This window comes from Acidovorax sp. SUPP3334 (assembly GCF_030159055.1).
Taxonomy (GTDB): domain Bacteria; phylum Pseudomonadota; class Gammaproteobacteria; order Burkholderiales; family Burkholderiaceae_C; genus Paracidovorax.
In genome coordinates, this window is the sequence record NZ_BQXQ01000022.1 from 35,427 (window position 1) to 48,104 (window position 12,678).

10 protein-coding genes are annotated in these 12,678 nt (G+C 66.0%); 5 read left to right on the top strand and 5 right to left on the bottom strand.

Annotated elements, in window-relative coordinates:
- Positions 1-36 precede the first annotated feature (36 nt).
- The 3 genes from lspA to AVHM3334_RS13845 form a co-directional block, all read right to left on the bottom strand.
- The gene (lspA, locus tag AVHM3334_RS13835) at positions 37-546 is read right to left on the bottom strand and encodes a signal peptidase II (RefSeq protein ID WP_284413139.1); all 510 of its coding nucleotides are present in this window, start codon (positions 544-546) and stop codon (positions 37-39) included.
- On the bottom strand, positions 546-3,446 hold the full coding sequence (gene ileS, locus AVHM3334_RS13840) for an isoleucine--tRNA ligase (RefSeq protein WP_284413141.1): 2,901 nt from the start codon (positions 3,444-3,446) through the stop codon (positions 546-548). Before ileS ends, lspA begins: the two co-directional genes overlap by 1 nt.
- Positions 3,447-3,555: 109 nt before the next feature.
- Entirely contained in the window at positions 3,556-4,596 is a 1,041-nt protein-coding gene (locus AVHM3334_RS13845; protein WP_284413143.1) for a bifunctional riboflavin kinase/FAD synthetase, read from the bottom strand.
- Positions 4,597-4,762: 166 nt separating this feature from the next.
- Between AVHM3334_RS13845 and AVHM3334_RS13850 the strand changes: the two genes are divergently transcribed.
- The 4 genes from AVHM3334_RS13850 (at position 4,763) to AVHM3334_RS13865 (ending at position 8,337) form a co-directional block, all read left to right on the top strand.
- On the top strand, positions 4,763-5,320 hold the full coding sequence (locus tag AVHM3334_RS13850; protein ID WP_284413145.1) for an HNH endonuclease: 558 nt from the start codon (positions 4,763-4,765) through the stop codon (positions 5,318-5,320).
- A gap of 116 nt (positions 5,321-5,436) precedes the next feature.
- Positions 5,437-6,420 (top strand): TRAP transporter substrate-binding protein, encoded by a 984-nt coding sequence (locus tag AVHM3334_RS13855; protein ID WP_284413146.1) that lies wholly within the window; start codon positions 5,437-5,439, stop codon positions 6,418-6,420.
- Between the two features lie 97 nt (positions 6,421-6,517).
- On the top strand, positions 6,518-7,033 hold the full coding sequence (locus AVHM3334_RS13860; protein ID WP_284413148.1) for a TRAP transporter small permease: 516 nt from the start codon (positions 6,518-6,520) through the stop codon (positions 7,031-7,033).
- Positions 7,034-7,053: 20 nt separating this feature from the next.
- Positions 7,054-8,337 carry a TRAP transporter large permease gene (locus AVHM3334_RS13865; RefSeq protein WP_284413150.1) on the top strand — a complete coding sequence of 428 codons (1,284 nt, stop codon included), beginning with the start codon at positions 7,054-7,056 and terminating at the stop codon, positions 8,335-8,337.
- 74 nt (positions 8,338-8,411) lie between these two features.
- On the opposite strand, the gene AVHM3334_RS13870 is transcribed toward AVHM3334_RS13865, so the two are convergent.
- Together AVHM3334_RS13870 and AVHM3334_RS13875 are read right to left on the bottom strand one after the other, a co-directional pair.
- Positions 8,412-9,725 carry a tetratricopeptide repeat protein gene (locus tag AVHM3334_RS13870; protein ID WP_284413151.1) on the bottom strand — a complete coding sequence of 438 codons (1,314 nt, stop codon included), beginning with the start codon at positions 9,723-9,725 and terminating at the stop codon, positions 8,412-8,414.
- Between the two features lie 280 nt (positions 9,726-10,005).
- Positions 10,006-11,325 carry a glycoside hydrolase family 18 protein gene (locus AVHM3334_RS13875; RefSeq protein ID WP_284413152.1) on the bottom strand — a complete coding sequence of 440 codons (1,320 nt, stop codon included), beginning with the start codon at positions 11,323-11,325 and terminating at the stop codon, positions 10,006-10,008.
- 194 nt (positions 11,326-11,519) lie between these two features.
- On the opposite strand from AVHM3334_RS13875, the gene AVHM3334_RS13880 reads away from it, so the two are divergent.
- Positions 11,520-12,647, top strand: a complete 1,128-nt coding sequence (locus AVHM3334_RS13880; protein ID WP_284413153.1) for an esterase-like activity of phytase family protein — start codon at positions 11,520-11,522, stop codon at positions 12,645-12,647.
- Positions 12,648-12,678: the final 31 nt, after the last annotated feature.

Sequence of the window (12,678 nt, forward strand, 5' to 3'; positions counted from 1 at the left end):
CAGGCGCCGCACTTGGGCGCCGACCCGGTCACGGCTTCAGGAGGACCGTTTCACCCGCAGCAATTCATCCAGGATCAGGCAGGTCGCCCCCACCGTGATGGCCGAGTCCGCCAGATTGAAGGCCGGAAAGTGCCAGCCGCGGGCGTGGAAGTCGAGAAAATCGACCACATAGCCGTGCATCATGCGATCCACCACGTTGCCCACCGCACCGCCCAGAATGCTGGACAGTGCAAAGCAGAACAGCTTCTGCCCCGGGTGCGCACGCAGTTGCCACACGATGAACAACGTGGCCGCTACGCCGATCCCGGTGAACACCCAGCGCTGCCAGCCGCCGGCATCCGCCAGGAATGAGAAAGCCGCGCCCGTGTTGTGCGCACGCACGATGTTGAAAAAGCTGGTGATGTAGGTCGCATCGCCCAGCCGGTAATAGCCCAGGATCAGCGTCTTGGTGAACTGGTCCGCGATCAGGATCAGCACGGCCCAGAGGAGCCAGGGCCACATCTTGCCGCCCGAGGCGGACGACGACGAAAAGCTGCTGCGGGCCATCACGCGTGCTCCCGCGCTTCGCCGGCGCCGAACAGGTTGCTGGTGCAGCGGCCGCACAGGGTGGGATGGGCCGGGTCCTGGCCCTGGCCCACATCGCCTCGGTAGTGCCAGCAGCGCTCGCACTTGGTGTTTGAACTGGGCTTGACGCTGATATGCAGCGCTTCTCCAGATACCAATTCAATAGCAGACGTGATGAACACGAACTTCAGGTCTTCACCCAGGCTTGCCAGCAACGCGTGGTCCTCGGGGGCAGCCGCCAGCGTGACGGTGGCTTGCAGCGACGAGCCCACCTGGCCTGCGGCGCGCAGTGCTTCGATCTCCTTGTTCACCGCATCGCGGATCGCACGCAGGCGGGCCCACTTGGCCAGCAGCCCTTCGTCGGTACCCGCGATGGAGCCGTAGGTTTCCAGGAAGATGGATTCGGACGCGCCGAACACCTTCCACGCCTCTTCCGCCGTGAACGACAGGAAGGGCGCCATCCAGCGCAGCATGGCATGCGTGATCTGGTAGAGCGCGGTCTGTGCGCTGCGGCGCGCGAGGCTCTTGGGCGCCGTGGTGTACAGGCGATCCTTCAGCACATCGAGGTAGAAGCCGCCCAGGTCTTCCGAGCAATACAACTGCAGCTTGGCGACCACGGGGTGGAACTCGTACACCTTGTAGTGGGCCAGTACCTCGGCCTGGAACTCGGCGGCGCGCGTCAATGCATAGCGGTCGATCTCCAGCATCTGGTCGAACGGCACGGCGTCGGCCTGGGGATCGAAATCGCTCACGTTGGCCAGCAGAAAGCGCAGCGTGTTGCGGATGCGGCGGTACGCATCCACCACGCGCGCCAGGATCTTGTCGTCGCCCGCGATATCGCCCGAGTAATCGCTCGCGGCCACCCACAGGCGGATGATTTCGGCGCCGAGCTTCTTGTTGATTTCCTGCGGATCGATGCCGTTGCCCAGCGACTTGCTCATCTTGCGGCCCTGGCTGTCCACGGTGAAGCCGTGGGTCAGCAGGCCCTTGTAAGGCGCGCGGCCCTCCAGGGCGCTCGCCAGCAGCAGCGAGCTGTGGAACCAGCCTCGGTGCTGGTCGTGGCCTTCCAGGTACAGATCGGCTTCGGGGCCGGTGTCATGGTGCACGCCGGGGTGCGTGCCGCGCAGCACGTGGAAGAACGTGGAGCCGGAGTCGAACCACACTTCCAGGATGTCGGTGCTCTTGGTGTAGCAAGCTGCGTCCTCGGCCCCCAGGATTTCTTCCGGGGTCACGCGGCTCCAGGCCTCGATGCCGCCCTTTTCCACGATGTCGGCCGCCTGGTCCATGATTTCCATGGTGCGCGGATGCAACTCGCCCGAATCCTTGTGCAGGAAGAAGGGGATGGGCACGCCCCAGCTGCGCTGGCGCGAGATGCACCAGTCGGGCCGGTTGGCGATCATGTCGTGCAGGCGGGCCTTGCCGTTCTCGGGATAGAAGCTGGTGTGCTCGATGGCTTCCAGCGCGGTCTGGCGCAGGGTCTTGGGCGCCTTGTCCTTGGTGAACACGCCTTCGCCTTCGTCCATGCGGATGAACCACTGTGCGGCCGCGCGGTAGATCACCGGCGTCTTGTGGCGCCAGCAGTGCGGGTAGCTGTGGGTGATGTCCTTGGTGGCCATCAGGCGGGAGGCTGCGCGCAGCGCCTCGATGACGACCGGCACGGCCTTCCAGATGTGCTGGCCGCCGAACAGCGGAAAGTCGGCCGCGTAGGTGCCGTTGCCCTGCACGGGGTTCAGGATGTCGTCCAGCGCCAGTCCATGCGCGCGGCAGGAGTTGAAATCCTCCAGGCCGTAGGCGGGCGAGGAGTGCACGATGCCGGTGCCGTCGTCGGCCGTGGCGTAGTCGGCCAGGTACACGGGCGACAGGCGCCGGTAGCCGTAGCTGCCGTCTTCGTTCTTCACGTCGTACAGCGGGTGTTCGAATTCCAGCCCGCCGAGCTTTTCGCCCAGTGCCGTGGCCAGCACCTGGCCGGTGAGGCCGTAGCGCGCCATGCAGTCTTCGACCAGGGATTCGGCCAGCACCAGCAGGCCGCGCTCCGTGTCCACCAGCGCGTAGGTGATTTCAGGGTTCAGGTTCAGCGCCTGATTGGCCGGGATGGTCCAGGCGGTGGTGGTCCAGATCACCACGAACGCGTCTTTGGACAGGCTACCGGAGGGGCCTTCCTGTCCTTGCAGGCCGAAGGCGGCGGCCAGCCTGGTGGGCTCGTGCGCCTTGAAGGCCACATCCAGCGTGGTGCTCTTCTTGTCCTGGTACTCGATCTCGAACTCGGCCAGCGAGGAGCCGCAGTCGAAGCACCAGTACACGGGCTTCAGGCCCCGGTACACGAAGCCGCGCTCCATCACGCGCTTGAATGCGCGGATCTCGCCTGCCTCGTTGGCGAAGTTCATGGTCTTGTAGGGGTTGTCCCATTCACCCAGCACGCCCAGGCGCTGGAAGTCGGCCATCTGCTGGGCGATCTGCTCGCTGGCATAGGCGCGGCTCTTGGCCTGCATGTCGTCACGGCTCAGGTTGCGTCCGTGCTTTTTCTCGATGGCGTTCTCGATCGGCAGGCCGTGGCAGTCCCAGCCTGGCACGTACAGCGCATCGAAGCCTTCGAGCTGGCGCGCCTTGGTGATCATGTCCTTCAGGATCTTGTTGACCGCGTGGCCCATGTGGATCTGGCCGTTGGCGTAGGGCGGGCCGTCGTGCAGGATGAACTTCGGCGCGCCGCAGCGGGCGTCGCGCAGCTTTTTGTAGATGCCTTTTTCGTCCCATTCCTTCACCCAGCCCGGCTCGCGCTTGGGCAGGTCGCCACGCATCGGGAAGGCGGTGTCGGGCAGGTTGAGCGTGGCGCGGTAGTCCTTGCCGGTGGAAGGGGTGGGGTGGGCGTTCGTGTTCTCGGACATGGCGGGACCTAAGGAGCGGGCCGTTCCGGGCCATGGCCCGGAACGCTGGGAGACAAAAAAGAGAGAGGAGCGGACGGGGCCGCAGGGCTGCGCTGCGGCACGGGGACCGTCAAATTCGGTCGCGCGTGGTCTGGCGACGGGTCTCGGCGTGCGTGGAGGCGGAGAAATACGCCCGCGCGTCATCGCAGTCCTGGGCGATGCCGCGGGTGAGGGCGTCGAAGCTGTCGTATTTCAGCTCGTCGTGCAGTTTGTGCAGAAGTTCCACGCGGACGATTTTACCGTACGCCCCTTCGGGCCCCAGATCGTCCGGCCACTCCAGGCAATGCGTTTCCAGCAGCACGCGGCCGCCGTTGACATCCTGCGGGTCGAGCGATGGGCGCACACCCAGGTTGGCCACGCCCGGCAGGGGATCGGCAGCCAGGCCGTGCACCCGCACCACGAAGATGCCACCTGCAGCGGGCTTCCAGTGGGCAAAACGCAGGTTGAGCGTGCGAAAACCGTCGCCCGCACCTTCGCGGCTGGCGCCCAGTTCACGGCCGAGCTTGCGCCCGTGCACCACGTGGCCCGAGATGGCATAGGGCCGGCCCAGCAGCCGTGCAGCGTCTTCCATGCGGCCGGCGGCCAGGGCCTCGCGCACGGCAGAGCTCGATACGCGCAGGCCATGGACCTCGTAGCTGTTCATGCGGGCCACTTCGAAACCCTGGCTGCGTCCCGCGCCGTCCAGCATGGCGTAGTCGCCCGCGCGCTGCGCGCCGAAGCGAAAGTCGTCGCCCACCAGCACGTAGCGTGCGCCCAGGCCGCGCACCAGCACGTCTTCGATGAAAGCCTGCGCAGGCTGGCTGGCCAGCCGCTCGTTGAACGGCAGCACCACGGTCTGCTGCACGCCGCAAAGGCTCAGTTCGTCCAGCTTGTCGCGCAGGGTGCCGATGCGGGCGGGCGCCAGTTCGGGGCGCTGGCGGGCGCCCGCGAAGTAATCGCGCGGATGGGGTTCGAACGTCAGCACGCAACTGGGCACGCCGCGGTGCGCCGCTTCGTTGTTCAGCAGTGCCAGCATCGCCTGGTGCCCCCGGTGCACGCCGTCGAAATTGCCGATGGTGAGGGCGCAGGCCGATGCGATGTCGGGGTGATGGAAGCCTCGGAAGATCTTCATCGGAGTGCTTTACTTTTGATAGCGCCTTGCGCAGGTGCAGCAAGCGCTGGACGCCAATTTGTCATGAACGGAGTATATTGTGAGCCACTGCGCGGCCTTGGCACGCCGCCCGTGAGACATCAGCGTTCCGAATCCTTGTGTGCATCGTTGTAGCAGGAGGCGAGTTGTGAAGGTCTTGAAGTTGTCGGCCCAGGGGTTGCCCCAATCGTGGATTTCGCTCGAGCAGGCGGTCATTCACTATGCCGCGGGCGAGGTGCGCTGGGAATCCGGCGGCCAGATCGCACGGTTTCGCGGCGGCCACAACGCGGTGACGGGCGAGCAGTCGGTCATCGGCATCAACAGCATCATCGGCACCAAGGGCGTGCCGGCCATCAATCCGTTCAACCTCAAGCCCAGCCTCACCAACAGCAAGCTCTTTGCGCGCGACCGCAACATCTGCGCGTACTGCGGCGGGCATTTCCACGAAGAAGACCTGACGCGCGAGCACATCGTGCCCTACGCGCGCCAGGGCGTGGACCACTGGATGAACGTGGTCACCGCCTGCCGCCCCTGCAACCACCGAAAGGGCCCGCGCACGCCCGAACAGGCGCACATGCCGCTGCTCTACGCCCCCTATGTTCCCAGCCTGTGGGAAGACTTCATCCTGCGCAACCGCCGCATCCTGGCGGACCAGATGGAGTTTTTGATGGCGCACGTGCCCAAATCGTCCCGCCTGCTGGACTGATCGAAAAAAAGCGCCCGCGCAGGTATTTTCCCCGAGGGCAGGGCGAAGTGGCTGCGGGAATAATCCCTGCCTCGTTTGCCACAACGCTCCCCGGGGCCCAAGATCGGACCGTTCCCATGCGCATTGCCTCCCGCCGCCTGTTGTTGGCCGCCGCCGTCGCCGGCCTGCCCGCCATTTCCGCTTTCGCCCAGCAGGCCAAGGAAGTCAAGGTCGGCTATGCGCTGGCGATCAACTCGCACTACGGGGCTGCGGCCCAAGCCTGGGCCGATACGGTCGAGAAGGGCACCAACGGGGCCTTCAAATTCAAGCAGTTCCCCTCCAGCGCCCTGGGCGGCGAGCGCGAATTGATCGAGGGCCTGCAACTGGGCACCGTGGAGGCGGTGATCGTCTCCACCGGCGCCTTGAGCAACTTCGTGCCCGATGTGGGGGTGGTGGACATTCCCTTCCTGTTTCGCGACACCGCCCACGCCCGCGCGGTGCTGGACGGCCCGTTCGGCCAGGACCTGCTGGGCAAGTTCAAGGCGCGCGGCCTGATCGCCCTGGCCTGGGGCGAACAGGGCTTTCGCCACCTGACCAACAACAAACACCCGGTGAGCACGCCGGCAGACCTCAAGGGCCTCAAGATCCGCGTGACCGAGAACCCCGTGCACATCACGGCCTTTCGCACGCTGGGCGCTTCGCCCACGCCGATGTCCTGGCCCGAGGTGATCGGCGCACTGCAGCAGGGCACGATCGACGGACAGGAAAACCCCATGTCGGTGATCGTTTCCGCCAAGCTGCCGCAGGTGCAGAAGTACCTTTCGCTGACCGGCCACGTCTATGCACCCATGGCGCTGATCGTGTCGCCCAATTTCTGGTCGGGCCTCACCGATGCGCAGAAGGCCACGTTCACCCAGGGCGCCAAGGCGGGCGCGGCGGCCTCGCGCAAGTTCGTGGACGACGTGGAGCAAAAGGGCCTGGCGGACGTCAAGGCGGCTGGCATGCAGGTCGTGGAGTCGGTGGACAAGTCAGCCTTCCAGAAGGCGCTGGAGCCCGCCTACAAGCAATACGCCGCCAAGTTCGGCCAGAAAACGCTGGACCACATCACCGGCACGAAGTGATCGAGGCCTGCACGCCCCGAGCCCTGGGCGGCGTGCTTTTCCTTCTGCCCGGTCTGTCCGGGCTTTTTCCTTTTATGACCATTGGATTTCTGCCCCCATGCTGAACCGATTCGAGCGCGTTCTGGTCGCCGGCAATCGCTGGCTGCTCATCATCTTGCTGCTGGCGATGGCCTGCATCGTCTTCGCCAACGTGGTGCTGCGCTACACCACGGGCGACTCCATCGTGTGGGCGGAAGAGGTGGCGCGGCACCTGATGATCTGGGGCACATTCCTCGGCGCGGGGCTGGTGCTGCGGTTCGGCGGGCATGTGGCCATCGACAATCTGCACCACACCCTGGGGCCGGCCGGCGCGCGCTGGATGCGCGGGCTGATCGTGGTGGGACTGGGAATTTTCTTCCTCGTGATGGCGTGGTTCTCGATGCAATACGTGTGGGCCACGCGGTTCCAGACCACGCCGGCCACCGACATCGCGTTCGCCTGGATCTATTCGGCGATGCCGGTGGGCTTTCTGCTGCTGTTCGCTCATTTGCTGTTCATGGCGCGGGGCTACGTGCGCGACGGGCGCTATGTCGAGTCCGACGAAATGGACGCCGAGTCCGCAGCCTCGCTGTGATGTTCACGAGAACCTGACCCATGGCCATCACCCTGTTCGTTTCCGCCATCGTCCTGATGGCGCTGGGCTTTCCCGTCGCGTTCGCGCTGGCCATGTCGGCCGCCATCGCCGTGTTCGTGGGCGGGCGCTATCCGCAGCTGATCGTGTTCAAGGAGATGTTCACCGGCATCGACAGCTTTCCGCTGATGGCGGTGCCTTTCTTCATCCTGGCGGCCGAGATCATGTCCGGCGGTGCGCTCACCGTGGTGCTGCTGCGCTTCGCGGCGCAGTTCGTGGGCCATCTGCGCGGCGGGCTGGGGCACGCCAACATCCTGTCGCTCACGCTGTTCTCCGGCATCTCGGGCTCGGCGCTGGCCGACGCGGCAGGCCCGGGATCGATGATGGTCAAGATGATGGACAAGGCCGGCTACTCGCGCGCCTATGCTGCCGCGCTCACCGCCAGCACGGCCATCGTGGGCCCCATCATTCCGCCTTCGATCATCATGATCATCTACGCGCTGCAGGACGAGCAGGTGTCGGTGGGCGGGCTGTTCATCGCCGGCTTCGCGCCGGGATTGCTGATTGCCGCCGCCATGGCCTTCGTCAACTGGCGCGTGTGCGTGCGCCGTGACTACCGCTCGCGCGAGCCGCGGCCGAGCCGGGCGGAGATGCTCACCAACAGCATCCGGGCGATCCCTGCGCTGATGCTGGTCGTGCTGATCCTGGTGGGTATCCGCTTCGGGATCTTCACGCCCACCGAGGCTTCGGTGGTGGCGGTGTTCTATGCGCTCATCTGCGGCAAGTGGATCTACCGCACGCTCGAGTGGAAGGCCCTGCCGCACATCGCCGCACGCTCGGCATTGCTCACCGCGTCGGTGCTGCTGGTGGTGGCCGCTTCGGCCGCGTTCGCCTGGGTGCTGACGATCGAGGGCATTCCCCAGCAATTGGCGGAAACCATCGTGGGATGGAACCTGTCGCCGGTCACCTTCCTGATCGCGGTCAACATTCTGCTGCTGCTGTTCGGCATCTTCATGGAGCCGCTGCCGGGCGTGATGATCCTCGTGCCGATCCTGGCACCCATCTCGGCGGCGCTGGGCATCGATCCGATCCACTTCGCCATGGTGGTGATCGTCAACCTCACGCTGGGCATGATCACGCCGCCCGTGGGCGGGCTGCTGTTCGTGACCTCCGTGGCCACCAAGGTGCCGCTGGCGGCCCTCACGAAAGAGTTGCCGCCCTTCTTGCTGGCGCACCTGGTGGTGCTGATTTTGCTGACCTTCGTTCCCGCGATCTCGACCTGGCTGCCGCACGCACTGGGGTTCTGACCCTGCGGCGGGCATGAAAAAAGCGCGGCATTGGCCGCGCTTTTTTTTGGAAAGGCGCCGTGGGCACCCCTTCGTCAGACCGCCTTGCGCGCCGTGACGATGAAGCCTTGCACGGGCTCGTTGTTCTCGTAGCGCAGCACGGTGTCTTCCACTTCCACGGTTTCGAAGCCTGCGGCCTTGCACAGCGCCACCACATGGCTGCGCTTGTGGGCATAGCGCCCATTCAATTGCAGCACCATGTCCGGGCCTGTTTCGTCCGAGGTCTCGCACGAGAAGATCAACTCGCCCTGGGGCACCAGGATGCGCAAGGCATTCGGAATGGTTTCGGCCAGGTCGCCGGTGTAGATGAACACGTCCAGCGCCGCCAGAACGTCATAGAGCGAGTCCGGAGTCTCTTGCAGGGCGTCCAGCAGATTGACGTTGTGGAAACGGTCGTACACGTTGTGGCGGCCGGCCTGCTCGATCATCTTCATCGAGATGTCCACGCCGATCAGGAACCCGTCGATGCGCCCCAGGCAGACGCCCAGCAGGCCCGTGCCGCAGCCCAGGTCCAGCACGTTGAGCTTCTTGTCTGGAAAGCGCCCGAGGATCTTGTCGGCCACCCGCTTGGGCAGCTGGTAGCGCAGGCCGCGCACCATGTGCTGGTCGTACATCTCTGCCAGGCTGTCGAACAGGCCGCGGTTCAGCTCCGGGGGCTGGTGCCTGGGCGTCACGCCATGGGCCAGAGCGGCGTAGTAGGCATAGACCGAGTCCCCCGGCGCCAGCTCCAGCAGCGTGGTCGTGTCGGCGATGGCGCGCGATGGTGTGCCGGCGGCGATATGGGCGTTCACGCGGCCGAGTAGCGATTCGGTGTCGGCGGCGTTTTCAGCGATCAGGCCGCTCCACATTTCGATGGATTCGGCATGCGCTCCCTGGCTGCTGAGGTCGCGCGCCAGCAGGCGGCGCAACTGCGGATCGCCAGGCACCAATTCGAGCCCGCGGCGCAGGTGGCGAATCGCCATTTCCAGATGCCCTGCGCGGTGCGCGATGTCGATCACGCCGGCCAGTGCCACCAAATTGGTGGGCTCGAGTTCTGCGACCTTCTCGGCCGTGCTCAGCGCTTCTTCGAACTGGTTCTGGCGGGCCAGGAGCCCGCCCAGTTCCAGCAATCCGGGAGCCCAGTCGGGAGAGATGGCCACGGCATGGCGCAGTGCTTCGAACGCCTTGGGCAGGTTGCCGGCCTTCTCCGCCATCAGGCCGGCGAGCATGAAGACGCGCGGGTCGTTGGGGGATTGCTTCTGGGCCTTGTTCAACGTGAGCGCTGCTTTTTGCAGCTCGCCCTCAAGGATCTGCGTCCTGGCGGTTTCAAGGTGTTTGCGATTGGGGTCTGCGAGGGGTGTTGCGCTCATGTCGGGAGGGGCAATTTGAGGGATGCGCGCGATGCTCGGCGCCTTCGGAATGGTGGGATTATCCCGGATTCGCCGTGCGCCCCTCCTGGGCCTCGGCCACATGGCGGCGAGGGCGGCGCGAAGGGGTGTGAAGAGGGGCGAAGAGGGGCGAAGAGGCGCTAGGAGGCGTGAATCGCGCCGTGAGTGCCCCGCCCGTACCCCGCCAACCCTTGCGCTGGCATGGCAACAACGAAAAGGCCGCTGGCACCAATCGCTGGCTGCGGCCTTCGGCCGGCTGGGATCAGTGGTCTGCCCGGTGCGAAAGCTCGTTCGCCACGGCACGAACCAGCTCGCCGCCGTCGCCGGACAGCTCCCAGAACATCATGCCGCGCAGGCGGGCCAGTTTCACGAAACGCGCCTTCTCACGCAAGGTCTGTGCATCGTCGAAGGTCCAGAACGTGGTGCCGTCGAACAGCCAGGCCGAGCGTGCATGCGCATCCCAGTAACGGGTGAAGCCTGGCTTGGCCTTGAGCGTCTGGTAGTCCTCGATGCCCGCTTCGTAGGTGCCGGCGGGAATGCCCGTGGCTGGCTGGTACAGGCCGCGCTGCGCGTTGTTGACGCCCGTCCAGCCGCGCGAATACAGCGGCGCACCGACGACGATTTGGTGAGCGGGCACGCCTGCCTGCAGATAGCGGCCCACGACTTCGGCCACCGAGAGCTTTTGCGCGCGGGCCGGATCGTTCGGGTTCGGCGCGAGCGCGGCCTGGTGGTTGGTGGTGGTCTCCCAGGAGCCATGCAGGTCGTAGGTCATGACGTTGATGAAATCGAGCGACTTCGCGACCTCGGCCAGTTCGATCTTGGCGGCGGTCTGCGGACCGGCCGGCGCGGCGATGGTCAGGCGCAACTGCGGATCGATCGCATCGAGCTGGCGCCGGAACTCCTGCAGCAGCAGCGTGAAGTTTCGGGTGTCTTCGGGCCGCACGGTGTTGCCCTCGGCGCCTTCTGCGGCTGGGTATTCCCAATCGATGTCGATGCCGTCGAACACCCCGGCGGCCGGGCCGTCGCCCGTCGTGGTGCCGTCGGTGCGGCCTTTGATGAAGAGGTCGATGCAGGAGGTGACCAGCGCGCTGCGGGACTCGGCCGTCAGGGCGGCGTCGGAGAACCACTTCGAGCCGCTCCAGCCGCCCAGCGCGATCAGTACCTTGGTGCCGGGATGAATGCGCTTGAGCGCACGCAGTTGCTGGAAATTGCCGCGCAGCGGCTGGCTGGCATCGACCGCCTGGCCGTCCACGCTCTCTTCGGCGGTCCACGCGCGCTCCACGTCGGCGTAGGCATCGCCCAGTTGGCAGACCACCGGGCCGGTGCCGCCGGCCTGCGCGGGCTGCACGTTCCCGAACGCGTAGTTGATGGTGGTGGCCGCGGGAACGCCGCCTTGTGCAGCCAGGTCCTTGACCTTGAAATTGCGCGCGTAGATGCCCCACGAGGTGAAGTAGCCGACGACTTCGCGCGGCGGGGCGTTGTCACCCGCGCCCGGACCATGGCCCGGCCCGTGGCTCCAGGCATTCGTGGCCATGAGGGCCATCAGTTGGATGGCGGCGATCTGCTTGATCAAGGTGCGCATGGCGGGGAAACCTCCGGAAGATGTGTTGATCGGGGCGGCTACTATAGCCAAATTCCGTCCTTTGGAATTTAAGAAAATCCCTGCGGCTGGCTGCCACGCCTTTCGGGCGGTGAGCGCCATCAGCCTGTCATGCGCGGCCGCTAAGGTGCGGCGCTGTCATCCCCTTGCTCCTCCATCCGTCCAAAGAGCCGCCCATGTTCCGATCCCTTGCCTGCGCTGCCGTCCTCTCCGTGTGCCTTGCCGCTTGTGGGGGCGGCGACGGCGGCGCCCGTGACATCAGCGTGCGCCTGATCGGCGAGCAGACGGTGCCGAACACGTTGCAGGTCGGCGGCACCCTGGTCGGAGGCCTGTCCGGCATCGACTACGACGCGGCCCGCGATACATGGGTGCTGGTCAGCGACGACCGGTCCGATAAGAACCCCGCCCGGTTCTACACGGCGCGCCTGCAGTTCGACCAAGCCACGTTCGCGCCCGTGCAGTTCCTCGCAACGGCGCCCTGGCGCCAGGCGGACGGCAGCACGTATCCCGCCCGCACCGCTTCGACAGCGGCCAGCCCGGTTCCCGACCCCGAGGCGATCCGCATCGACCCGCGCGACGGCAGCCTGTGGTGGACCAGCGAGGGCGATCGCGCCCTGGGCCTGGACCCGTTCGTGATGCATGCGGATGCCAGCGGCCGTGCGCTCGGAGCGCTGCCTCTGCCGCCCGCGTTCCGGATGTCGCCGACGCAGGCGACCGGCACCCGCAACAACCTGGCGCTGGAGGGGCTCAGTTTCTCGGCCGACGGTTCTTCGCTGTGGGCTGCCATGGAGGCGCCGCTCTATCAGGACGGCCCGGTGCCCACGCCCACGGCGGGCGCGTATTCACGCATGCTGCAATACAGCCGCAACGGCGCACTGCTGCGGCAGGTGGCCTATCCGGTCGATCCCATCCAGGCGGTGCCGGGCACGGGCAAGAACGCGGACAACGGCGTGTCGGAAATGCTGGCGGTGGACGACCACCGCTTTCTGGTGCTGGAGCGCTCGGGCGTACAGGGCAGCGACGACCAGTACCGCATGTACATCCGCCTGTACGAGATCGACACCGAAGGCGCGAGCGATGTGAGCGGCATGGCCTCGCTGGGTGCGGGCGGCTTCACGCCGGTGCGCAAGCGGCTGGTGCTCAACCTGAACACGCTGGGCCTGCGCACGGTGGACAACATCGAAGGCATGACCTGGGGGCCACGGCTGGCCAACGGCCACCGCAGCCTGGTGATGGTGTCCGACAACAATTTCAACGACACGCAGATCAGCCAGTTCCTCGCATTCGAGGTGCTGTCCGAATAGCCGGCCGCGCGGGCCGGCCCCTGGCGGTCAG

Bases quoted from the DNA above. Each gene is read 5' to 3' on its own strand.
- lspA (WP_284413139.1), bottom strand. From the start codon at position 546: ATGGCCCGCAGCAGCTTTTCGTCGTCGTCCGCCTCGGGCGGCAAGATG.
- ileS (WP_284413141.1), bottom strand. From the start codon at position 3,446: ATGTCCGAGAACACGAACGCCCACCCCACCCCTTCCACCGGCAAGGAC.
- AVHM3334_RS13845 (WP_284413143.1), bottom strand. From the start codon at position 4,596: ATGAAGATCTTCCGAGGCTTCCATCACCCCGACATCGCATCGGCCTGC.
- AVHM3334_RS13855 (WP_284413146.1), top strand. From the start codon at position 5,437: ATGCGCATTGCCTCCCGCCGCCTGTTGTTGGCCGCCGCCGTCGCCGGC.
- AVHM3334_RS13860 (WP_284413148.1), top strand. From the start codon at position 6,518: ATGCTGAACCGATTCGAGCGCGTTCTGGTCGCCGGCAATCGCTGGCTG.
- AVHM3334_RS13865 (WP_284413150.1), top strand. From the start codon at position 7,054: ATGGCCATCACCCTGTTCGTTTCCGCCATCGTCCTGATGGCGCTGGGC.
- AVHM3334_RS13870 (WP_284413151.1), bottom strand. From the start codon at position 9,725: ATGAGCGCAACACCCCTCGCAGACCCCAATCGCAAACACCTTGAAACC.
- AVHM3334_RS13875 (WP_284413152.1), bottom strand. From the start codon at position 11,325: ATGCGCACCTTGATCAAGCAGATCGCCGCCATCCAACTGATGGCCCTC.
- AVHM3334_RS13880 (WP_284413153.1), top strand. From the start codon at position 11,520: ATGTTCCGATCCCTTGCCTGCGCTGCCGTCCTCTCCGTGTGCCTTGCC.